The organism is Vibrio ziniensis, assembly GCF_011064285.1.
Lineage (GTDB): Bacteria > Pseudomonadota > Gammaproteobacteria > Enterobacterales > Vibrionaceae > Vibrio > Vibrio ziniensis.
The window spans coordinates 2874264-2895875 of the sequence record NZ_CP049331.1 but is presented as its reverse complement, the minus strand read 5'-3'; the positions used below and the strand labels follow the sequence as shown (position 1 = coordinate 2895875).

Genomic DNA, 21612 nt, shown 5'->3' with positions numbered 1-21612 from the left:
GGTGAAATCTTAAGCCATTGAAACAATAGGGTCTTAGAGGAGGGTTAAAGTTTTGCTTTTTTGCCGAGATAAAAGACGGATGTGTGGGGTAGGTCAAAAACAAAATGCCCAGACGGAGCTGGGCATTTTAGAGACGAAAATAATCTTATTTGTTGATGTGAGCGTACGGCGTACCTAACTGAGTTGGAGCGTTGTTTTGCATGCTGTCATCAAAACGGACTGCGTCTTTCGCGAACAGGTTGATCACCGTTGAGCCAAGCTTAAAGCGGCCCATTTCTTCACCTTTCTTAAAAGAAACAGCCTTGTTACCTGTTGCTGGGTAATCCCAACGATAAACCGTATTTCCACGTGGTGGTGTCACTGTGCCTGCCCAAGTCAGTTCAATGCTACCGACGATGGTTGCACCCACTAACACCTGCGCCATAGGGCCGAATTCAGTATCAAAAATACAAACCACACGCTCATTGCGCGCAAACAGGTTTGGAACATTCTCTGCTGTTAGCGGGTTCACTGAGAATAGATCACCCGGAACGTAAATCATCTGACGTAGAGTGCCGTCACATGGCATGTGAACACGGTGATAGTCTCGAGGTGATAAGTACAGAGTAGCGAATTCACCATCACGGAATTCTTCAGCAAGTTTAGCGTCACCGCCTAACAATTCTTGGGCTGAGAAATTATGACCTTTTGCTTGGATAAGCTGGCCATTGGTAATTGGACCAAATTGGCTCACGCAAGCATCTGCTGGGTGAGTAATGATTAACTCATCTTCAACAATTGTACGAGCGCCTGGTTTAAGCTCACGAACGAAGAACTCGTTAAATGTCTTAAAGTGTTTTGGATCTGAATGCAGAGCTTCGTCCATGTTGACGTTGTATTGTTTGATAAACCAGCGGATAACAGCGGTAGTAAGACCACCTGCTTTTGCTGAGGCTAACTTGCCGACCAAGCGAGTCAAACCGTGTTGTGGAATCCAATACTGCAGTCCAACTTTAATTTTATCCATTGTGTTTCATTCCAATGTGTTTAGGTCCAATGTGTTTAAACAATGGGCCAGATTGTCTGTTCTGCTCAAAAGGCGGGCAAACCTTGAGCTTTGGGCGCGAGATGTTACTGAAAATCGCAACAAGTGTCAGCAACTAGGTTATAAATCGCAACAAAATAGCGTTACAGATCGGCTTTCTTATTGCGTGAGTACTGACGATTGGCTTTATTTTCATCCATACTTTCGATGATTCTATGGTAGTTTTCGTAGCGAATCTTGCTTACTTCACCTTTCTCAACCGCTTCACGCAAGATACAGCCTGGATCATCACCGTGTTTACAGTCTCTGAATTTACAGCCACCCAAGTAAGAGCGAAATTCCACATAAGCTTTGGTAATATCATCGGCTTCTAAGTGCCACAAACCAAACTCACGAACTCCCGGAGAGTCAATTAAGTCACCGCCAGATGGAATGTGGTAGAGACGAGCTGCAGTCGTTGTGTGCTGACCTAAACCTGAAGTTTCAGAGATGGCCCCTTCTTCAACAGATTCTGCAAGTTCCGGCATCAGTGCATTGACTAAGCTGGATTTGCCCACACCAGACTGGCCAACGAAGATATTAATTTTATCGCGCAGTTTTTCTTCCAGCGCCTTGATACCTTCACCAGTCTGCTTACTGACGTAAAGTACTTCATAACCGATACGTTCATATTCTGCCAGCCACTGTTGGTATTGTGAGCGCTGCTCTTCAGATAACAAATCAATCTTGTTAAGCACAATCAGTGGTGCAATTTCTAATGTTTCTGAAGCAATTAAGTATCGGTCGATGATGTTGAGTGACAGCTCTGGTAATACCGAAGAGACAATTATCATCTGATTAACGTTCGCTGCGACAGGTTTTAAACCATCGTAATAGTCAGGACGAGTCAAAACCGATGTGCGAGGCTCTACTGCTTCTACCACCCCTGAGATACCAGCAAGGATTTCATTGCCAGGACGCCAAATCACTTTGTCTCCAGAAACAAGCGTTTCTATGCCGCGGCGAAGGTTACAGCGGTGAATGGTGCCAGTATCAGGATCTTCGATATCAGCATGCTGTCCAAAGCGAGTAATTACTAATCCTAACTTTGCACTCTCAAGCATTGACTCTTCCCATTGTACGGAATCGTCTTGCTGGAGTTTTCTATGTTGGTTGCTTCTTACGCGCCTAACTTGGCCTTTAGTCAGCTTTTTTTTCTTTGCCACTATGTTCTACTTTTATGAATGCGATGGTATCCCCTTCCTACTTGAAGCTGCTGCGGTGTTGTCTATGTTCGTTCACCCCAATCACGCATGGTAATTTGTGGTCATGGGGATTCACTCACTTGTTGCCTACCTGCAACTTCAAGTAGTTTGGGTATAGTTATTAATTTGATTGATTTTTGCGCCAAGTTTGCCGCCAGTACATTTGTGTAAATGCGTTAGGTTAGGTTTCTTGGCTATCTGAATTTGGGTATAGTACCTCTTTTATCTATATACTCAAGTAACCTCAAGATGCAGTATTCAGAGCTTCATCAACGAGTTCAGATCAAGCTTAATAACGGTAGGAATGGCATTCCCTTTCAACGTTATTGAGCGCAGGGATGGGCTCGTTGATGAGCTCCCGAAGGGCGAGTTTTATTCGCTCCTATGCTGCGTTACTGATTTTCTACGTAGAATAACTATGGATTCAAATCAGTGCCTTGCCTAAGAGAGAATAAATTCTCGCTGAATCAGCACCTTGAAGTTACTTGAGTATAAACCATATAGGCACTCACTTATGTCTTATAGCGATCAAAATCTTATTTGGATCGATTTAGAGATGACTGGCTTAGATCCTGAAACTCATAAAATCATCGAAATTGCCACTATTGTTACCGATAGTGAGTTAAACATTCTGGCTGAAGGGCCTGTGCTAGCAATTCACCAGCCAGAGTCAGAGTTAAACAAAATGGATGATTGGTGTACCAACACACATACAGGCAGCGGACTTGTTGAGCGTATTCGTCAAAGTACCGTGACGGAAGATCAGGCTGTCGCTCAAACTATCGAGTTTCTAGAGAAATGGGTTCCTCGCGGAAAATCACCTATTTGCGGTAACAGTATTGGTCAAGATCGCCGTTTCCTCTACAAACACATGCCTGTATTGGAAGAATATTTCCATTATCGTTATATCGATGTTAGTACCTTGAAAGAGTTGACTCGTCGTTGGAAGCCAGACGTTTTGGATGGCTTCTCGAAGAAGGGGAGTCATTTAGCGTTGGATGATATTCGTGAATCCATTGCCGAGCTTAAGTACTACCGCCAAACCATTATGTCGATTTAAACGTCATTGCAGATCAACACATCAAGCCGCAGCAAACGCTGCGGTTTTTTATGGCACGGGAAGAAAAGCTAGCTGAGCAACACTTTGAACGACTTTAGTGATACTGCGATTGGTTCTGTCTGCGACGATCAACGCCATCATGTCTTGAACCATAACCATCTTAGAAAACAATCGGTCAAAGCTGATGTCATAGCCGGAGTCACTGATCCGGTTTGATAGCAGAAATAACTCACCTTTACTGTCTCTACGCTGATAGAGACGCCAGACAAAAATCTCAATATTACGAGCGCTGTTGTAAAGTGCTTGCTCATTTAAAGAGTCAAGAATAAAGAATTCCTGCTGGTGGTTATAAGAGCGCCTAAGCATTTCCGTTAATCCCACCATGGCCGCAAATACGCGATCTCCCTGAAAGTTTTCATCAAAGCTAAGCAAGATGGCGTCAATACCGGTCACTCCGTTGAGTTCTGCAAACACCAGAGAAGGTATTTCAATGGTGTTGTAGGTACCGAATATTTGCGCCATACGGGCATCAATTGTCATGCCTGAGCTTTTTTTGAGTTGCCAAGGATTGCGCACATAAAGTTTACGAGTTAAATCCATCAACATTTGTTTTTGCTGTTTGGCGTGCACATCCATGACGAAGTCGACATCACTTTTACCTAAGTTTCGCACTAGCTGAGGCATTGAACCGCAACCGGTCATAGTCAAAATTAAGAGAAATAGCAGTTGTGGAAGTCTACGAGTGACAGGTAGAAGTATTTGTCGATTCAACATCAATTTCCTTATTTATTTTTTTGTTGAATGTTTCTGTTTTGACCAAAAATACGTCGTTTAAAAAATTTTTATAAATAGTTCTGTCAGAATAATAGTTTATCTCGCATAATGCCGTGGCTCGAATTCAAGGTGTTTGCAAATTAGCTAGCTAATTTTGGTTATCTTGTAAGCGAAGTTTTGTGTTTGTGGATGCTTTTTAGTCAAGTAACAAAAAAAAGATTTTTTTTTTCGATAAGGGCTTGCATCACACAAAAATGCTCTTATAATTCGCAGCCCTGAACAACGGAAACGTTGTTGATGCGACACTAGCTCAGTTGGTAGAGCGCAACCTTGCCAAGGTTGAGGTCACGAGTTCGAACCTCGTGTGTCGCTCCACTTTCTTTAGTTAGAAAGCGAAAGCTCTCATTGTGCTTAACAATGATTTCGGACGCGGGATGGAGCAGCTTGGTAGCTCGTCGGGCTCATAACCCGAAGGTCGTTGGTTCAAATCCAGCTCCCGCAACCAAATTCAGATTAAACGCAGCATGCGGTTAATCATGCGACACTAGCTCAGTTGGTAGAGCGCAACCTTGCCAAGGTTGAGGTCACGAGTTCGAACCTCGTGTGTCGCTCCAGTTTGAAGAGTTACACACCCTTTAGAGCGCAAGCTTGCCAAGGTTGAGGTCACGCCTTTTTGTTAAAAGATGGGAACCTCATGTGTCGCTCCAGTTTCTTATTTAAAGAGAAAGCTCTCTTTAAGAAGAAAATAAAGCTTTCATTGTGCTTAACAGTGACATGCGACACTAGCTCAGTTGGTAGAGCGCAACCTTGCCAAGGTTGAGGTCACGAGTTCGAACCTCGTGTGTCGCTCCAGTTTGAAGAGTTACACACCCTTTAGAGCGCAAGCTTGCCAAGGTTGAGGTCACGCCTTTTTGTTAAGAGATGGGAACCTCGTGTGTCGCTCCTCTTTCTTTAGTTAGAAAGAGAAAGCTCTCATTGTGCTTAACAATGATTTCGGACGCGGGATGGAGCAGCTTGGTAGCTCGTCGGGCTCATAACCCGAAGGTCGTTGGTTCAAATCCAGCTCCCGCAACCAAATTCAGATTAAACGCAGCATGCGGTTAATCATGCGACACTAGCTCAGTTGGTAGAGCGCAACCTTGCCAAGGTTGAGGTCACGAGTTCGAACCTCGTGTGTCGCTCCAAATAGCCTTCATCGTGCTTAACGGTGATACAATATGGACGCGGGATGGAGCAGCTTGGTAGCTCGTCGGGCTCATAACCCGAAGGTCGTTGGTTCAAATCCAGCTCCCGCAACCAAATTCAGATTAAACGCAACATGCGGTTAATCATGCGACACTAGCTCAGTTGGTAGAGCGCAACCTTGCCAAGGTTGAGGTCACGAGTTCGAACCTCGTGTGTCGCTCCAGTTTTGAGTGTTATATCCCTTTAGAGCGTAAGCTTGCCAAGGTTGAGGTCACGCCTATTTTGTAAAGAGTAGGGAACCTCGTGTGTCGCTCCAAATCAAAATTTGAAATATTAAAAGTAAACTGCGCTCGTTCGCAGATTTTTTTTCTTTTAATACTGCAATTATTTGGCAAATTGCCAATGCTCTTTCTATAATGCTGTGAAGCATAAGCCCCCAAAAAGTAAATTCTCCTATTTTCGTAGGCAGAATGCCCTCTGATAAACGCAAATCTTAAACTTGCCTCTTTATCCCATTTATACTGCGCGTTCAGTCATTCTTTGTACTGTTCATTCACAGACTTATCCACAATTTAATCATGTGGATAACTCGGTGGGTAATTTGTTTTTTACAAGAAAAACGGCTTTCGTTGATAGGATCTTTAACGATAAAAGAGATTGAATGAATGGAGCTTTATTTGTTCAACTTATTGATTTAATTTGGTTTTATGTAAATGACGTGTTGTGATCGATTCTTAAAAAACGATCATTAACTGTATTTTCCTTGATCCTAATCATTTCCTGCTATTGTGACTAACTTTTCTCAAATATAGAATTTTTTGCTTCTTTAAAATTTTTTCCACATTGGTGCATTTTGAGAAGCCCATCAAAGAATATGCCCATAATTTGTGCGTAAACAGGTGTTTTAATTCTCCCACTACGCATCTCTTGGCAGACCTTTCTGAATAATGCGAATCAACCTTTGATGGCTGGCAACTGTGCTTGGCAAATTGGCCAACTGTTTTTCTATCGCCCAATCTAAGTGCACATCTAAAATATCTGATTGACCCTTAGCGTTAGTCAGAGTTGAAACAATATTGTCGGAATAAGGGGCATTACCCAGTGCGATGGCTATATTCCTCTGCCATTGCAAATAGCCAATACGGCGAATTGCAGAGCCTTCCATTTTTCGCATGAAAGTTTGTTCATCCCATTCAAATAACGTGAGCAAATCTGTTGATTCAAAGGTGTCTCTGCGGTGGAAGTCTGTCTGCTGAGTGAGATCAGAAAAACGGTTCCAAGGGCAGACGAGTTGGCAGTCATCACATCCATAGATGCGATTTCCCATTGCAGAGCGAAACTCTTCAGGAATAATGCCGTCAAACTCGATAGTCAGATAAGAAATACACTTTCTTGAGTCGACAATACCGTCGGCGACAATCGCTCCAGTTGGGCATGAGGTGATACACGCTTTGCACTTACCGCACTCATTCTCAGAAGGAGTATCTACTGGTAGTGGGATATCAACCAACAGTTCCCCTAAGAAAAACCAGGAGCCTGCATCTTTGTCTAAAATTAGGGAATGCTTGCCTGTCCAACCTAAGCCCGCTTTTTGGGCTAAGGGGCGTTCTAACAAAGGTGCGGAATCAACAAAAGGGCGAAAGCCCAATTTTCCAACTTCACGTTCTATTCTATCCCCCAACTTCTTCAATTGATTGCGAACTAATTTGTGGTAGTCGCGTCCAAGAGCATATCGGCTGATATACGCTTGAGTGGGATCTGAGAGGTTGGAAGCAAATTGTGCTTGTGGAGGAAGATAGTTCATCCGTGCGCTAATCACTCGAACTGTTCCAGGAAGCAATTCCGCAGGACGGGCACGCATCATTCCATGTCTTGCCATCCAGTCCATATCGCCATGATATCCTGCATCTAACCATTGTTGCAGTGCAGGCTCATGTTCATGGAGATCGATATCGCTGATGCCTACTTTCTCAAAGCCGAGTTCAGTAGCCCATTGCTTTATTTGATCTGCGAGTGCTTGGTAGTTCATGGTGAAGTCTTTACAAGGATGGTTAGCCCAACAAAAGGGGAAGGATCTTAACGGATCCTATTATAGGGATCTAGCACAAACTGGGGATGTTGTTAGCGAAATAGGCAGAATTTGGTGGTTATTTAGTTCGTTTTGATAGACATTTTTCGTTTTGCTTACACATCAGATCTTGTCTCTTAATTCGATACCAGTTTACACTTCGGTTTCTATTGGTTTACAGAGTCATTGGGATCAAACCCTAAGATACATTTGAGAAAGTATTGAATGAGCACTAAGACGTTTATTTTAAAAGATGAGCAAGAGACGGTAGCATTGGGCACAGCTTTGTCAAAGTTATGTTCACAACAAACAACCCTCTATTTGCATGGAGATCTTGGTGCTGGTAAAACAACTTTCAGTCGTGGTTTTATTCGTGCTTTAGGTCATCAAGGTAATGTGAAAAGCCCAACGTATACTTTGGTTGAACCATACCAATTAGCCGATTGGCAAGTGTATCACTTTGACCTTTATCGTTTAGCCGATCCTGAAGAGCTCGAGTTTATGGGGATTCGTGATTATTTTACCGCGGACGCTATTTGCTTGGTTGAGTGGCCGGAGAAGGGCCAAGGATTATTGCCGACATCAGATATAGACATTGAAATTCGTTACGATGGTTTACAACGCCAGGCGTTGCTGACTGCCAATAACGATTATGGACGTACGTTACTAAGTCAGTTGGAGTTATGTTGATCAGATCGCATCTGCGTTATTTTGTTACTTTATCCTTTTTAGCGATTGCATTAATAACATCCAATGCGAGTGCGAATGTACTGGAGGGGGTTCGTGTTTGGCCTTCTCCAGATGAAACTCGCGTGGTGATCGATGTTCAATCGGAAGTGTCATTTTCTTATTTTACTCTTACTAGCCCAGACAGGCTGGTGATTGATCTTAAAAGTACTTCTTCTAAATCAAAGTTGCCACTCGATGTAACTGATAGTGATGTATTGACCAAGATTCGTGCTAGCTCGCCTCCAGAGAAGGGAACCTATCGCTTAGTCTTTGAGTTAAAGAAGAAGTCCTCACCAAAATTATTTACTCTTGCACCAACGCCGGGTGGGCAATATGGGCACCGCTTGGTGGTCGATATGCCGCATGATGAAGCTGCAGAATCGGAGTCTACAGCCAGCTCTCCGGCACAAGTGAGCAGAGACGCCTCTCAGTTTTATGGCAATGCAAATATTGTGGTTGCGATTGATGCCGGGCATGGTGGTGAAGACCCAGGCTCGATTGGGCCAACTCGTAAATATGAGAAGAATGCAACGTTAAGCATCTCAAAGAAGTTGGCTGACCAACTGGATGCGATTCCGGGAATTAAAGCCGTTCTCACTCGTCGTGGTGACTACTTTGTGAACCTCAATAAACGCTCAGATATTGCTCGTAAAAATAAAGCACACTTGCTGGTCTCTGTTCACGCTGACGCATTTAGTTCGCCAAAACCGAGAGGAGCTTCGGTGTTCGTGCTGAATACTCGTCGTGCGAATACAGAAATTGCCCGTTGGGTTGAAAACCATGAGCAGCAATCAGAGTTACTGGGTGGTGCAGGGCAAGTACTGGCAAAGAACAATAGTGATCGTAACGTGAGCCAAACGTTATTAGATCTCCAGTTTAGCCACTCGCAAAAAGAGGGCTACAAGGTCGCAACGAATATCCTCAGTGAAATGGGTAAAGTCGCTCATTTACATAAGTCTGAGCCAGTGAATGCGAGTCTAGCCGTGCTCAAATCACCGGATATTCCTTCAGTTCTGGTGGAAACTGGGTTTATTTCTAACCCGACAGAAGAGCAGTTGCTTTTCCAGCGTAGCCATCAAGACAAGCTTGCTCGTGCACTGGCAAAAGCGATTACACAATACTTCGAAGATAATCCGCCGGAAGGAACGCTTTTCGCTAATCGTAACAAGACTCAGAAATACAAAGTTCAGAGCGGAGATTCGCTTTCAGCCATTGCCAACAAATATGGCACCAGTATTGAGGCGCTCAAACAAACCAACAAGTTAACCAGTAATAGCCTAGCGGTAGGTCAAGTGATTACGATTCCGGGAGGAAATGCAGCACCGATTGCCGTCCCTGTCGTAACAAATCCGGTTGAAACCGAAACTATTACTCATACCGTCGTCAGGGGTGATTACTTGGGTAAAATTGCTGGCACATATAAAGTGTCAGCCGCTGAGATTAAGCGTGAGAACAACTTGAAATCTGACACGCTTAAACTGGGGCAGAAGTTAAAAATTACCGTGAGTTTGAAAGACAAACCGCTACGTAAACACACTGTGCAAAGAGGCGAATATTTAGGCAAAATATCGAGTCACTATGGTGTTAATACAGACAGTGTGAGAAAAGCGAACAATTTGCGATCTGATCAACTCGCCGTAGGGCAAGTGCTTATTATTCCAAACAAGTAACCAAGATTATGACGATTCAAATATTACCTGCCCGTTTAGCAAACCAAATCGCTGCGGGTGAGGTAGTAGAAAGACCCGCTTCAGTCGTTAAAGAGCTGGTGGAAAACAGTTTAGATTCTGGCGCTACACGTATCGATATTGATATCGAGAAGGGTGGCGCTAAGCTTATTCGTATCCGTGATAATGGCTGCGGCATCGAGAAAGATGAACTGGGGTTGGCTCTGAGTCGCCATGCAACGTCAAAAATTCATACATTGGATGATCTTGAAGCCATCGTTAGTTTAGGTTTCCGAGGTGAAGCACTTGCCAGTATCAGTTCAGTATCTCGTCTAACGCTGACATCACGACCTGCGACTCAAGAGGAAGCATGGTCTGCCTACAGCGAAGGGCGTGAAATGGAAGTGAAGCTTCAGCCGGCCGCGCATCCTATTGGCTCTACGGTGGAAGTGCTTGATCTATTTTTTAATACACCAGCTCGGCGCAAGTTCCTGCGCACTGAAAAAACAGAGTTTACCCATATTGATGAACTGCTAAAGCGTATTGCTTTAAGTCGATTCGATGTGACGTTTAACTTACGCCACAATGGTAAAATGGTGCGTCAGTACCGCGCGGCAAAAACAGAGATTCAAGCGGAGAAGCGTATAGCCGCTGTGTGTGGTAGTGCATTTGTCCGTTCAATGTTGAAAATTGAACTTGAGCATCAAGGTCTACGCTTGCATGGCTGGATAACGACTCCGGAAGGCGCTCGTCAACAAAGTGATATCCAGTACTGCTATGTCAACGGGCGCATGATGCGTGATAAGTTGATCAATCATGCCATTCGACAAAGTTATGAAACGAGTCTGCGAGCGGATCAGTTTGCGACTTACGTACTCTATATCGAAATCGATCCTCACCAGGTGGATGTTAACGTTCATCCTGCTAAACATGAGGTGCGTTTCCATCAAGCTCGTTTAGTGCATGATTTTATTTATCAAGCGTTAAGCAGTGCCTTAGCGGAAAGTCAGCACATTGATGCTCCAAGCATTAATGAGGGGGCATTTCACTCGGTGGAAGAATCTTACCCGCTGCAAGAATCTCCCGCGTCTGCAAGCCAACCGCATAATGTGCAGCAAAGAATTTTGCAAGCGGTCGACAACTCTCCAACTTACCCAAGAAAAGCACCTTTGGAGTCATCGCAAGGCGAGGAGTATCAGGTGCGAGAGAGTGCCCAGCGCAGCGAATGGAGCGAATCTAAGCGCGCAGGTTCGAAAGAGGCTGAACGCAGTGAATGGATAAGTTCAGATAAACCTAAGAGTAAGCCAGCTCAAGAGAGAATTGCGCCTAAATCACCGAGTAAAGCACAGGTTTACGCGTATCAGGAGTTATTGAAAACGCCTGAACATCCTGCTGAGCCAACGGCGCAACAGACAACGCATTTAGCGCCAATAAACAGTGATAGCCGTGAATCAACACCGCAGCCATCGTACCCTGTTTCACTAGAACAAGTGAGCATCGAACAGCTAGGCAAAGCAATATCTGTTGTTGAGCAGCGTTATTTGTTGATGAACTCGCCTCAGGGCTGTGTTTTGCTTTCATTGCCAATAGCGGAATGGTTTAAAGTGCTTGGGCAGCTTAATACAGAGCAGGGCGCTTTAAAAAGTCAGCCGTTGTTAGTACCGTTATCACTAAAAATTTCGTCACAAGAAGTTTCCGCATTAGAGCGTTATCAGGCTCTATTTGCTAAGTTCGGCATAGAGTTTCAGCGTCGATCATCGCAAAGCGTAATGTTGATGGGCGTGCCTCAGCCATTACGTCAGCAAAACTTACAAAATTTAGTTCAAGATCTGCTATCTTACGCGGCTTTGACTTTATCTCAGGCTGAAAACACGCTTAATTATCAAGTGTTGGCGCAATGGCTAAGTGATCATGTGGCGGTGAAGAAATCCAGCTACACTTTGTCTGAAGCCATTCAGTTGATTGCTGAGCTCGAGCAGTTATGGCAAGGCAAGTTGCCTTTACATGACAGGAAATTTGTCAAAGCTGTTGATTTTTCAACAACTATCCAAGCATTTAAGTAAATAGACTCTAATATTTAAGCAAAACTCATGACCAAAGAATTACCTTTAGCTCTGTTTTTGATGGGGCCAACCGCATCGGGCAAAACGGAACTGGCAATACGTTTACGCCAAAAGTACCCGATCGAAATCATCAGTGTTGATTCAGCTTTGATTTATAAAGGTATGGATATTGGTACTGCTAAGCCGGATGCGCGAGAGCAACAACTGGCTCCTCATCGCTTAATTGATATTTTGGATCCGAGTGAGTCATATTCTGCGGCGGATTTTCGCCGTGATGCGTTAAAAGAAATGAACGACATTGTCGCTGAAGGCAAGATCCCCCTTTTGGTGGGAGGGACAATGCTTTATTACAAAGCGCTGTTGGAGGGATTATCACCCCTTCCGGCAGCGGATCCTGATATTCGCCAACAGATTGAAAAGGAATCGATCGAACTAGGTTGGGATGCATTGCATGACCAGTTAAAAGTGATCGACCCCGTCTCTGCTGAGAGAATCCACCCAAATGATCCACAAAGATTGTCTAGGGCATTGGAAGTTTATCGAATTTCAGGTAAAACTCTAACTGAGCTGACAAAAACAAAAGGAGAACCACTTCCTTTTCGCGTTAAGCAGTTCGCAATAGCACCCAAGGATAGGGCAGAGCTCCATCGTCGAATTGAGCTAAGATTCGAAAAAATGGTTGAAAATGGATTTGAAGATGAAATGAAAGCCCTCTATGCTCGAAAAGATCTTCATCCTGATTTGCCATCGATTCGATGTGTTGGCTACAGGCAGATGTGGGACTATTTAGATGGTAATTGCACGTTGGATGAAGCGATTTTTCGTGGCGTCTGTGCAACCCGTCAATTGGCCAAGCGGCAGATCACTTGGTTGCGCAGCTGGGATGATCTAACTTGGTTAGATAGCGAAAACATTGATCAAGCATTCGAAACAGTTTCAAATGCCATAGCATTAGACTGATTTCACTGTGTATAATGTGATCGCTTTTGCGTAATTTACCCTGTCAGGGATCGTTACTTGTTTTTGGTAGTTTTATCACCATATCTTGTAACAACAGGGTTTTATTCGTTTAGCTCATAGGCATGGTCGGCACAGACTTTTTTAGTGCACCGCTAGCTAAATAACTACAACAAAATACAAATAAGGAAAATAAAATGGCTAAGGGGCAATCTCTACAAGACCCATTCTTAAATGCATTACGTCGCGAGCGTATTCCAGTTTCTATCTATCTGGTTAACGGCATTAAGCTACAAGGTCAAATTGAGTCTTTCGATCAATTTGTGATCCTATTGAAGAACACAGTTAACCAAATGGTATACAAGCACGCTATTTCTACTGTGGTACCAGCTCGTCCAGTTAGCCACCACACTGCAGAACGTTCTCCTTCAGATCGTCCTTCAGAGAAATCAGAAGATTAATATTAAAAATATAAAGCTATATTTATTAAGGAGTTGATAGCTTGTTTGACCGTTATGAAGCCGGTGAGCGAGCCGTACTTGTTCATATCAACTTCACACAACAGGGTGAATGGGAAGATCTCAGCGAGTGTCAAATGCTGGTATCTTCCGCAGGAGTTGAGACACTTAAGGTAGTAACCGGAAGTCGTCAAACTCCTCACCCTAAATATTTTGTTGGTGAAGGTAAAGCCCAAGAGATCGCTCAAGCGGTGCAAGCGACAGATTCAAATGTCGTGATCTTTAACCATTCCCTTTCTCCTGCCCAAGAACGTAACCTCGAACATCTTTGTCAGTGCCGTGTTGTTGATCGTACTGGTTTGATCCTCGATATCTTTGCTCAGCGCGCTCGTACTCACGAAGGTAAACTGCAAGTAGAGTTAGCACAGTTACGTCATATCTCGACTCGTTTGATTCGTGGTTGGACTCACTTGGAGCGTCAGAAAGGTGGTATCGGTCTACGTGGACCGGGTGAAACTCAGTTAGAGACCGACAGACGTTTGTTGCGTGAACGTATTAAAGCGATTTTGCGTCGTTTAGAGCGAGTAGCTAAGCAGCGTGAGCAAGGTAGACGTGCGAGAACCCGAGCAGAGATACCTACGGTATCATTGGTGGGTTATACCAACGCGGGTAAGTCGACCCTATTTAACCGGATTACAGAAGCAGGAGTTTATGCGGCAGACCAATTGTTTGCGACGCTCGATCCTACTCTGAGAAAAATTGAACTTAGTGATGTTGGTCCTGCAATTTTGGCTGACACGGTAGGTTTTATTCGTCATCTTCCGCACGATTTAGTAGCGGCATTTAAGGCGACGTTACAAGAAACGCAAGAAGCTGACATTTTGTTACATGTTGTTGATGCCAGCGACGACCGTTTTCGTGAGAATATTCAAGCTGTAAATGATGTGTTACAGGAAATTGATGCGCACGAAGTGCCATCCCTGTTAGTCATGAACAAGATTGATAATCTAGACGTTCAAGAGCCTCGCATTGAAAGAGATGATGAAGGTGTGCCGAGAGCCGTATGGATTTCGGCAATGGATGGCTTAGGCATTGATCTGCTATTCCAAGCTCTGACAGAGCGTCTGACTAGCCAAATAGTCGAACACAGACTGTGTGTTCCGCCGCAATATCAGGGCAGAATTCGCAGTATTTTCTTCCAAATGAAGTGTATTCAGGACGAAGAATATGATTCTGAGGGCAATTTGCTGATCTCAATTCGTATGCAGCAAGTAGATTGGTCTAGACTAGAAAAAAGAGAAGAGGCAGTTTTACGTGACTTTATAGTTACTTAAAGGACTGCTAGAGTATAACGTCATATCAAATGATGGAGCTTTCTAATGGCGTGGAATGAGCCCGGAAATAACAACGGCAACAATGGCCGCGATAATGACCCTTGGGGTAATAACAATAATCGCGGTGATAAAGGCGGCCGTGAGCAAGGTCCGCCAGATTTAGACGAAGTGTTTAACAAGCTGAGTCAAAAACTGGGCGGAAAATTTGGTAACAAAGGTAGAAGCGGTAAAGGGCCTTCTTTCTCTGGTGGTAGCGCCATTGGTTTCGGTGTTATCGCGGTTATCGCAATTGCTATCTGGTTTTTTGCTGGTTTCTATACCATCAGCGAAGCTGAGCGCGGTGTGGTTTTACGATTAGGCAAATACGACCGTATCGTTGACCCTGGTTTGAACTGGCGCCCTCGCTTTATTGATGAAGTTACACCAGTGAACATTCAAGCAATCCGTTCAATGCGTGCATCTGGTCTAATGTTGACTAAAGATGAAAACGTTGTGACGGTAGCAATGGACGTTCAATACCGTGTATCTGATCCGTTTAAATACTTGTACCGTGTGACTAATGCCGACGACAGCTTACGCCAAGCGACCGACTCAGCATTACGTGCGGTGATTGGTGACTCACTGATGGATAGCATCCTGACCAGTGGCCGCCAACAAATTCGTCAAAGCACCCAAGAGACGCTAAATCAAATTATTGATAGCTATGACATGGGCTTGATGATTGTTGATGTGAACTTCCAATCTGCGCGTCCGCCAGAGCAAGTTAAAGATGCCTTTGATGATGCTATCGCGGCTCGTGAGGATGAAGAGCGTTTCATTCGTGAAGCGGAAGCTTACAAAAACGAAATTCTGCCTAAAGCGACAGGTCGTGCAGAGCGTCTGAAAAAAGAAGCGTTGGGTTACAGCGAGCGCGTGGTTAACGAATCATTGGGTCAAGTGGCTCAGTTTGAGAAACTATTGCCTGAGTACCAAGCAGCGCCTGAGGTTACTCGTAATCGTTTGTACTTAGATGCGATGGAAGAAGTGTATACCAACTCGTCTAAAGTGCTGATTGATTCGGAATCAAGCGGCAACCTGCTTTACTTACCGATTGATAAGTTAGCGGGCCAACAGGCAACTCCAACTAAACGTGCAGATAAGTCTTCAGCGACTTATGACAACATTGAGTTAGAGTCTCAGCGTTCGGCAACTGATAGCGAAACTGATGCTCAAAACCGTTCAACGACTTCACGTCAAGGGAGATACTAATAATGCGTAAGTTAATGATCCCTGTAGTGGTTGTTGTTCTTGCTTTGTTGTTGATGTCAGTATTCGTGATCCCAGAAGGTGAGCGTGGCTTCGTTATTCGCTTTGGTCGAGTAATGAAAGATGCTAACGACGCAGCGAAAATTTACGAACCGGGTCTACACATGAAGATGCCGTTGTTTGATCGCGTAAAATCATTAGATGCTCGTATTCAAACTATGGATGGACGTTCTGACCGTTTTGTAACGTCAGAGAAAAAAGACGTTATCATTGATACCTACGTTAAGTGGCGTATTAAAGATTTCGGTCAATATTTCTTGGCAACCGGTGGTGGTAACGCTCTAACTGCGGAAGCACTACTTGAGCGTAAAGTGACTGACATCCTACGTTCAGAAATCGGTTCTCGTGAAATTAAGCAGATTGTTTCTGGTCCTCGCAACAACGATGTATTGCCAGACAGCTCTGATTCAGAAGTGGTAACGACTGAAGCGGCGAAACAAGCATTAGAGATTGATGGTCAGCGCGACCAAATCATGGAGAACGTACTGAACGATACTCGTCAAAGTGCGATGAAAGACCTTGGTGTCGAAGTGGTTGATTTCCGTATGAAGAAAATCAACTTACCTGATGAAATCAGTGAGTCTATCTATCGTCGTATGCGTGCTGAGCGTGAATCTGTTGCTCGTAAACACCGTTCTCAAGGTCGTGAGAAAGCGGAAGTTATCCGCGCTCAAGCTGAACTTGAAGTGGCAACTATCCTAGCTGAAGCGGATAAGACTGCACGTGTTACACGTGGTGAAGCGGATGCAAAAGCTGCCAAGATTTACTCTGAAGCGTACAACAAAGATCCTGAGTTCTTTGGCTTTGTCCGTTCGCTAAAAGCGTATGAGAAATCGTTCAGCCAGAAAGGCGATATTCTTGTGTTAGATCCGAAGAGTGATTTCTTCAAATACATGAATAATTCGAAAGGCGCACCTGCGAAGTAGGTGATCTCATTTTTCCTCTTGTTGGGAAGATAAAAGATTCTCTTAGTTCTCCCCCTCAGATGAGGGGGAGTTAGAGGGGGTTGAAATCCACTGAACTTATTAATCATTACACTCTTAATTCAGTTCGGTGAAAGCAACCCCACCCAGCCTCCCCTTCGAAGGGGGAGGAGTAAGATAGTATCTCCTATCAAGAAGAGAACTTGGAAGATTATACAAAGGCTCCGAAAGGAGCCTTTTCTTATGGAGACAGTCAATGTCTAATTCACTTTGGATGGCGTTGGGATTAGTGCTGGTGGTTGAAGGGTTAGGACCTTTAGTTGCACCAAATGGTTGGCGCCAGATGGTTGCTCAGTTAAGTGAACAACCGGATAACCAGCTTCGTCGCATCGGCGGTTGCTTAGTTGTCGCAGGCGCAGTGATAGCGTACTACTTTTCTTAAACAAGAATGCCGATACGTTCGTCACTCATCGATTAAACATTAATAGTGTGGTGGTGGCGGCTCTTTATTTGGGTCCGCCATGTTAGACGTCTCCATATTCTTCATTTTGCCTACCACATACGTCATCTGATCTTTCATTTTATTGATTAACAGTTGTTGCTGAGCAAGAGCTTCGTTGAGTTCATCAATGGTTTGCTCTTGAAATGCCACTTTGCATTCCAAATCATCAATACGTTGCTGTAACTGCACTGTATGTTGTTCTGTCATCGTAATACCTGTGTTGTTAGGTTTACAGTTGTTCGGTCTCTGGCCTAGTCGTCGAGTTTCCACGCTTGTGCAATGCCCGCTGAGGTACCAGATATGACTCTCTGCTTTGAATCGAAAGCGGCATCATACACTACAGCTCGTGGTGGACGGGCATCTTTTCTTGGCTTTGCTTCAAAGCCTTCAAGTTTGTCGCCCGTTTTACTATCCCAAACTTCTATACGGCTTGATGGTGTTCCTGTCACCAGAAAAGCGCCATCATCAGAAAATCGCGCAGTGGAGAAAATCAGTTGACGGGAAAAACTGTGCAGCTGTGCTTGTTTGATTCCGCTTGGCAGTTGCCAAATAAACGACTCATCACCACCATCAGAGGTGAAGGCCAGTTTGCCGTCACGCTGCAGTGCGACACGATTTACTCTTTGTTGATGTTCGAAGGTATGAATAATTTGCCCTGTTTTGGTATCCCAGAAGTAGGCTTTATAGTCATTGCCGCCGGTTAGGGCATAACGACCGTTGGGAGAAAGTGCGACGGAATTGACTTTTTCTTGGTGAGCAAGGAACTCCATGCGACGTCCGCTGACTAAATCGACGTAAATGGCTTTGCCATTAGACAGACCGAGTAGGACTTGTTGACCATCACTGCTGATATCTATGTCACGGATTAGCCCGTCAGATATGGACCACAAGCCTTTTGCTTGTGACCAAGCAAGATTCCAAACGGCAAAATTAATCTGGCTAGCCGTAACCGCAAATTGGCCATTATCTGAAATGCGAATGCGCGATACGGTGTTTTGCTGTGGGTCTTGAGCGCCGAGCTTCGCGAGTATTTCTTTGGAATTGAGGTCCCACAGTACCAGTTGGTGTTGTTGGGAATAGATAAGTGCGAATCGTCCGTCACGGCTTAACGCGAAACTGGCTGAGCCATCGGGTTCTAAATCCCAACGTTCAAGCTCTTTTCCAGAGAAAAAGCAGCCGTTTAACGCAACAATGACAGTAAAACAGAGTGTGAGATGGTAAATTATCCGCATTAGGTCTAATTATCCGTAGAGACAATCTCAAAACATACCGCTATATTGGTACAACTTTTTGTGATGCACCAGTGAGATAACTGATTTTGTGCATGATAACTGAAGCTTTGCCAACAAAATAAGCTTTGCCAACAAAATAAGCTTTGCCAACAAATTGGAGAATTTAATGAAATCACTATTTAAAGTGTCACTGCTAGCTGCAACAGTAATTCTTGCAGTCGGCTGCCAAAAAGATGAAGCACCGAAAGCGGAAGCGACTCCGGCAGCACAAGAGCAACAAGCAGTCACTTTTAAAACGGACGATGATAAAGCGGCATACGCTATTGGTGTTTCTTTCGCGAACTACCTAAACACCAGCCTAGATAAGCCTCGTGAAATCGGTATCGATCTAAACAAAGATCTTGTACTTCAGGGTATTCAACATGTTTTTGCTGGCAAAGCAGAACTTACTGAAGAAGATACTCGCGCAGCGTTAGAAGCTCTAGACAAGCGTGTTGCTGAAACGATGCAAGCGAAAGCGGCAGAGAAAGCTGCTGCAAATAAAGAAGCGGGTGAAAAATTCCGCTCTGAGTTTGAAGCACAAGAAGGCGTAAAGAAAACTGAATCAGGTCTACTTTACCAAGTCATCACTCCTGCTCAAGGTGATCAGCCAAAAGAAACCGATACTGTTCAAGTACATTACAAAGGTACTCTGACGGATGGCACTCAGTTCGACAGTTCATACGATCGTGGTGAACCAGCAACGTTCCCACTAAACCGCGTCATCTCTGGTTGGACAGAAGGCGTTCAGTTGATGCCTGTTGGTTCAAAATTCAAGTTCGTTATCCCGCCAGAGCTAGCCTATGGTGAGCAAGACACACCAACGATCCCAGCTAACTCAACGCTAGTATTCGAAGTTGAGCTGCTGAAAATTGAGAACGGTGACGCTGCCGCTCAATAAGCTATCTTTAGCTCGATGAGCTAACGACAAGATGCTTAGCTAACGTTAGTAAATAAAAAGGTCTGACACGTTCAGACCTTTTTTCTTTCAGTGAGCTTCACCACATAATTTGTTCCAAATCACTTGTTGGTGATATAGCTAAGCATTCAAATAAAATTTTCTGATAGACTTACAACAATTTGTTGATTTTGAGTTTTAAGGTCAAAGTACAGTGACAACAACAGAAACATTTAACAATGCAGATATGCTGCTCGAAATGGAATCCGTCCACGTGAAACCATTCACCGAGCATGACAAAGTTATTTTGCGCTCTTATGAAGCCGTTGTAGATGGCATTGCCAGCTTGATTGGTCCTTTCTGTGAGATTGTTTTGCACTCATTAGAAGATTTAAATACCTCTGCAATTAAAATCGCTAACGGTGAAAACACGGGTCGACAAGTAGGTTCGCCTATTACCGACCTTGCGTTAAAAATGCTGCGCGATATCGAAGGTTCAGAACGCAACTTCTCTCGTTCTTATTTCACACGCGCGAAAGGTGGTGTGTTGATGAAGTCGATTACGGTGGCTATCCGTAATGGTGAGAATCGTGTTATTGGCCTGTTGTGTATTAACGTCAACCTTGATGCACCGTTCTCTCAGGTTCTTCAATCTTTTATGCCTACTCAAGAAGCGCAAGATGCTGCTTCTTCAGTTAACTTCGCAAGTGATGTAGAAGAGCTGGTAGACCAAACGGTAGAGCGTACGATTGAAGAGATCAACACCGATAAAACTGTGTCGAACAATACCAAGAACCGTCAAATCGTTATGGCGCTGTTTGATAAAGGTATCTTTGATATTAAAGATGCAATTAACCGTGTTGCAGATCGTCTTAACATCTCTAAACACACGGTTTACCTGTATATCCGTCAGCGTAAAACAGAGGATGATGAAGCGTGAGTTCAAATCCCACTTCCTTGACTTACTCTTTAGTGGTCAATGGATCTGTGTACGGAACTCAGTCTGCGCGTAATGCTTATTTGTTTGCACAAGCTTTGATAGAAAAAGGGCACCAGTTGGAAAGTGTTTTTTTCTATCAAGATGGTGTGTTCAATGCGTCGAAACTGACTGTACCTGCCAACGATGAGTTTGATCTGGTGAAGGCTTGGCAATCACTGGCAACTAAACATCAGGTTCGATTGGAAACCTGTGTAGCTGCAGCCCTGCGACGGGGTGTCATTGGTCAAGACGAAGCGAGTCAACATCAACTACCTTCAGCCAATCTTGCCGAACACTTTGAGCAATCAGGGCTAGGCAGTTTAGCGGAAGCCTTGCTTAGTCAGGATAGAGTGGTTCAATTTTGAAGAAAGTTGCTTTCATTTTTCATACGGCTCCCCATGGTACCTCTTCAGCCCGAGAAGGACTGGACGCCATTTTAGCCGCTTCAGCGTATTCGGAAGAGTTAGCCATTTTCTTCGTTGGTGAAGGGGTGTTGCAACTGTTAAATGGTCAGGATCCGTCTCAAGTTTTGAGTCGAGACTACATCAGTGCGTTTAAGTTGCTCGATTTATATGATATTGAGCAGCGTTATATTTGTGAGCAAAGCCTGCAAGACTGGGGACTAGGGGCGAGCGATTTAATCATCGATGGCAAAATTGTCTCTCCACAGCAAATTGCACAGCAGTGGAATGAATTTGACCAACTGCTAACTTTCTGAGGTGTACTGGTGCTACATATCGTAAAATCTTTGGAAAAACTGAAGCTTGTGTCTCGTTACCTGCAACCGACAGATGATCTTTTGCTGGTGGAGAATGCTGTTTACGCCTCGAGCCAACATTCTGAATATTATTCTCAAATCGTCGTGACTGGTCAGATATTTGCGTTGCAAGAGGATCTCCAAGCCAGAGGGTGGTCAGAAAACTCCGCACAAAACATTCAAATTATCAATAGATTTGAGTTTGTTGAATTAACGATAAGTCATTCAAAATCAATATCTTGGTAGAAGTATTCTTCTTCTGAGTCTTCAGTACACTTTTATGTCCAGAAACGGGCTAAAAAAAGATCTGTATATTTCTTGACACACATCCCACTGCTGCATAGAATTTTGCGTCCCTATTTACGCATTGTGAGTAGGGATAGATTTTTCACAAAGCTAATTTCAGCAAATCAG

The 21612-nt window shown here is 44.1% G+C and carries 21 protein-coding genes and 8 tRNA genes; 23 read left to right on the top strand and 6 right to left on the bottom strand.

The features are described 5' to 3' along the window. Positions 1-145: 145 nt before the first annotated feature. Entirely contained in the window at positions 146-1006 is an 861-nt protein-coding gene (gene asd / locus G5S32_RS13420; RefSeq protein WP_165312444.1) for an archaetidylserine decarboxylase, read from the bottom strand. A 161-nt stretch (positions 1007-1167) separates the two neighbouring features. Beyond that, complete coding sequence (rsgA, locus tag G5S32_RS13415) at positions 1168-2229, bottom strand: small ribosomal subunit biogenesis GTPase RsgA (RefSeq protein ID WP_165312443.1); 1062 nt, start codon at positions 2227-2229, stop codon at positions 1168-1170. A gap of 553 nt (positions 2230-2782) precedes the next feature. On the opposite strand from rsgA, the gene orn reads away from it, so the two are divergent. Beyond that, entirely contained in the window at positions 2783-3328 is a 546-nt protein-coding gene (gene orn / locus G5S32_RS13410) for an oligoribonuclease (RefSeq protein WP_165312442.1), read from the top strand. A gap of 48 nt (positions 3329-3376) precedes the next feature. Here orn and G5S32_RS13405 read toward each other — a convergent pair whose 3' ends face one another. Beyond that, positions 3377-4102, bottom strand: a complete 726-nt coding sequence (locus G5S32_RS13405; protein ID WP_165312441.1) for a hypothetical protein — start codon at positions 4100-4102, stop codon at positions 3377-3379. 299 nt (positions 4103-4401) lie between these two features. On the opposite strand from G5S32_RS13405, the gene G5S32_RS13400 reads away from it, so the two are divergent. The 8 genes from G5S32_RS13400 to G5S32_RS13365 all read left to right on the top strand — a co-directional run bounded on the left by G5S32_RS13400 (position 4402) and on the right by G5S32_RS13365 (position 5510). Continuing rightward, positions 4402-4477, top strand: a tRNA-Gly gene (locus G5S32_RS13400). Between the two features lie 53 nt (positions 4478-4530). Next, positions 4531-4607 (top strand) — tRNA-Met (locus G5S32_RS13395). A gap of 33 nt (positions 4608-4640) precedes the next feature. Beyond that, a tRNA-Gly gene (locus G5S32_RS13390) sits at positions 4641-4716 on the top strand. Between the two features lie 162 nt (positions 4717-4878). Beyond that, positions 4879-4954, top strand: a tRNA-Gly gene (locus tag G5S32_RS13385). A gap of 146 nt (positions 4955-5100) precedes the next feature. Further along, positions 5101-5177 (top strand) — tRNA-Met (locus tag G5S32_RS13380). 33 nt (positions 5178-5210) lie between these two features. Then, positions 5211-5286, top strand: a tRNA-Gly gene (locus tag G5S32_RS13375). A 38-nt stretch (positions 5287-5324) separates the two neighbouring features. Next, a tRNA-Met gene (locus tag G5S32_RS13370) sits at positions 5325-5401 on the top strand. Between the two features lie 33 nt (positions 5402-5434). Beyond that, a tRNA-Gly gene (locus G5S32_RS13365) sits at positions 5435-5510 on the top strand. Between the two features lie 693 nt (positions 5511-6203). On the opposite strand, the gene queG is transcribed toward G5S32_RS13365, so the two are convergent. Continuing rightward, a complete protein-coding gene (gene queG / locus G5S32_RS13360; protein WP_165312440.1) occupies positions 6204-7316 on the bottom strand; it encodes a tRNA epoxyqueuosine(34) reductase QueG in 1113 nt (370 codons plus the stop codon). Positions 7317-7580: 264 nt separating this feature from the next. Between queG and tsaE the strand changes: the two genes are divergently transcribed. The 9 genes from tsaE (at position 7581) to G5S32_RS13315 (ending at position 17233) form a co-directional block, all read left to right on the top strand. Further along, a complete protein-coding gene (tsaE, locus tag G5S32_RS13355; protein ID WP_165312439.1) occupies positions 7581-8045 on the top strand; it encodes a tRNA (adenosine(37)-N6)-threonylcarbamoyltransferase complex ATPase subunit type 1 TsaE in 465 nt (154 codons plus the stop codon). Then, positions 8039-9754, top strand: a complete 1716-nt coding sequence (locus G5S32_RS13350; protein ID WP_165312438.1) for an N-acetylmuramoyl-L-alanine amidase — start codon at positions 8039-8041, stop codon at positions 9752-9754. The genes tsaE and G5S32_RS13350 overlap by 7 nt, the downstream gene beginning before the upstream one ends. An 8-nt stretch (positions 9755-9762) precedes the next feature. Then, the gene (gene mutL / locus G5S32_RS13345) at positions 9763-11814 is read left to right on the top strand and encodes a DNA mismatch repair endonuclease MutL (RefSeq protein ID WP_165312437.1); all 2052 of its coding nucleotides are present in this window, start codon (positions 9763-9765) and stop codon (positions 11812-11814) included. A gap of 27 nt (positions 11815-11841) precedes the next feature. Beyond that, positions 11842-12774: a tRNA (adenosine(37)-N6)-dimethylallyltransferase MiaA gene (gene miaA / locus G5S32_RS13340; RefSeq protein ID WP_165312436.1), complete on the top strand. Its 933-nt coding sequence runs from the start codon at positions 11842-11844 to the stop codon at positions 12772-12774. A 194-nt stretch (positions 12775-12968) separates the two neighbouring features. Beyond that, positions 12969-13232: an RNA chaperone Hfq gene (gene hfq, locus G5S32_RS13335; RefSeq protein WP_042490235.1), complete on the top strand. Its 264-nt coding sequence runs from the start codon at positions 12969-12971 to the stop codon at positions 13230-13232. 41 nt (positions 13233-13273) lie between these two features. Further along, entirely contained in the window at positions 13274-14563 is a 1290-nt protein-coding gene (hflX, locus tag G5S32_RS13330) for a ribosome rescue GTPase HflX (protein ID WP_165312435.1), read from the top strand. Positions 14564-14608: 45 nt separating this feature from the next. Beyond that, on the top strand, positions 14609-15811 hold the full coding sequence (gene hflK, locus G5S32_RS13325; RefSeq protein WP_165312434.1) for an FtsH protease activity modulator HflK: 1203 nt from the start codon (positions 14609-14611) through the stop codon (positions 15809-15811). A 2-nt stretch (positions 15812-15813) separates the two neighbouring features. Then, on the top strand, positions 15814-16794 hold the full coding sequence (hflC, locus tag G5S32_RS13320; protein ID WP_165312433.1) for a protease modulator HflC: 981 nt from the start codon (positions 15814-15816) through the stop codon (positions 16792-16794). Between the two features lie 253 nt (positions 16795-17047). Beyond that, positions 17048-17233 carry a DUF2065 domain-containing protein gene (locus G5S32_RS13315; protein ID WP_165312432.1) on the top strand — a complete coding sequence of 62 codons (186 nt, stop codon included), beginning with the start codon at positions 17048-17050 and terminating at the stop codon, positions 17231-17233. Between the two features lie 39 nt (positions 17234-17272). On the opposite strand, the gene G5S32_RS13310 is transcribed toward G5S32_RS13315, so the two are convergent. Together G5S32_RS13310 and G5S32_RS13305 are read right to left on the bottom strand one after the other, a co-directional pair. Further along, positions 17273-17500, bottom strand: coding sequence for a SlyX family protein (locus tag G5S32_RS13310; protein WP_165312431.1), 228 nt, complete (start codon positions 17498-17500; stop codon positions 17273-17275). Between the two features lie 44 nt (positions 17501-17544). Beyond that, the gene (locus G5S32_RS13305) at positions 17545-18525 is read right to left on the bottom strand and encodes a WD40 repeat domain-containing protein (protein WP_165312430.1); all 981 of its coding nucleotides are present in this window, start codon (positions 18523-18525) and stop codon (positions 17545-17547) included. Positions 18526-18691: 166 nt separating this feature from the next. Here G5S32_RS13305 and fkpA point away from each other — a divergent pair, with 166 nt between their 5' ends. The 5 genes from fkpA to tusB all read left to right on the top strand — a co-directional run bounded on the left by fkpA (position 18692) and on the right by tusB (position 21444). Beyond that, complete coding sequence (fkpA, locus tag G5S32_RS13300) at positions 18692-19465, top strand: FKBP-type peptidyl-prolyl cis-trans isomerase (RefSeq protein WP_165312429.1); 774 nt, start codon at positions 18692-18694, stop codon at positions 19463-19465. A gap of 211 nt (positions 19466-19676) precedes the next feature. Continuing rightward, positions 19677-20402: a helix-turn-helix transcriptional regulator gene (locus G5S32_RS13295; protein ID WP_042490253.1), complete on the top strand. Its 726-nt coding sequence runs from the start codon at positions 19677-19679 to the stop codon at positions 20400-20402. Positions 20403-20419: 17 nt separating this feature from the next. After that, a complete protein-coding gene (gene tusD / locus G5S32_RS13290; protein WP_165312804.1) occupies positions 20420-20806 on the top strand; it encodes a sulfurtransferase complex subunit TusD in 387 nt (128 codons plus the stop codon). After that, on the top strand, positions 20803-21159 hold the full coding sequence (gene tusC, locus G5S32_RS13285; RefSeq protein WP_165312428.1) for a sulfurtransferase complex subunit TusC: 357 nt from the start codon (positions 20803-20805) through the stop codon (positions 21157-21159). The genes tusD and tusC overlap by 4 nt, the downstream gene beginning before the upstream one ends. Positions 21160-21168: 9 nt before the next feature. Then, on the top strand, positions 21169-21444 hold the full coding sequence (tusB, locus tag G5S32_RS13280; protein WP_165312427.1) for a sulfurtransferase complex subunit TusB: 276 nt from the start codon (positions 21169-21171) through the stop codon (positions 21442-21444). Positions 21445-21612 lie beyond the last annotated feature (168 nt).

What these genes read in the sequence shown, in the direction of transcription:
- orn (WP_165312442.1), top strand. Translation starts at nt 2,783, where the DNA reads ATGTCTTATAGCGATCAAAATCTTATTTGGATCGATTTAGAGATGACT.
- hflC (WP_165312433.1), top strand. Translation starts at nt 15,814, where the DNA reads ATGCGTAAGTTAATGATCCCTGTAGTGGTTGTTGTTCTTGCTTTGTTG.
- G5S32_RS13310 (WP_165312431.1), bottom strand. Translation starts at nt 17,500, where the DNA reads ATGACAGAACAACATACAGTGCAGTTACAGCAACGTATTGATGATTTG.
- asd (WP_165312444.1), bottom strand. Translation starts at nt 1,006, where the DNA reads ATGGATAAAATTAAAGTTGGACTGCAGTATTGGATTCCACAACACGGT.
- G5S32_RS13405 (WP_165312441.1), bottom strand. Translation starts at nt 4,102, where the DNA reads ATGTTGAATCGACAAATACTTCTACCTGTCACTCGTAGACTTCCACAA.
- G5S32_RS13305 (WP_165312430.1), bottom strand. Translation starts at nt 18,525, where the DNA reads ATGCGGATAATTTACCATCTCACACTCTGTTTTACTGTCATTGTTGCG.
- fkpA (WP_165312429.1), top strand. Translation starts at nt 18,692, where the DNA reads ATGAAATCACTATTTAAAGTGTCACTGCTAGCTGCAACAGTAATTCTT.
- miaA (WP_165312436.1), top strand. Translation starts at nt 11,842, where the DNA reads ATGACCAAAGAATTACCTTTAGCTCTGTTTTTGATGGGGCCAACCGCA.
- queG (WP_165312440.1), bottom strand. Translation starts at nt 7,316, where the DNA reads ATGAACTACCAAGCACTCGCAGATCAAATAAAGCAATGGGCTACTGAA.
- hflK (WP_165312434.1), top strand. Translation starts at nt 14,609, where the DNA reads ATGGCGTGGAATGAGCCCGGAAATAACAACGGCAACAATGGCCGCGAT.
- tsaE (WP_165312439.1), top strand. Translation starts at nt 7,581, where the DNA reads ATGAGCACTAAGACGTTTATTTTAAAAGATGAGCAAGAGACGGTAGCA.
- G5S32_RS13315 (WP_165312432.1), top strand. Translation starts at nt 17,048, where the DNA reads ATGTCTAATTCACTTTGGATGGCGTTGGGATTAGTGCTGGTGGTTGAA.
- hfq (WP_042490235.1), top strand. Translation starts at nt 12,969, where the DNA reads ATGGCTAAGGGGCAATCTCTACAAGACCCATTCTTAAATGCATTACGT.
- mutL (WP_165312437.1), top strand. Translation starts at nt 9,763, where the DNA reads ATGACGATTCAAATATTACCTGCCCGTTTAGCAAACCAAATCGCTGCG.
- G5S32_RS13350 (WP_165312438.1), top strand. Translation starts at nt 8,039, where the DNA reads ATGTTGATCAGATCGCATCTGCGTTATTTTGTTACTTTATCCTTTTTA.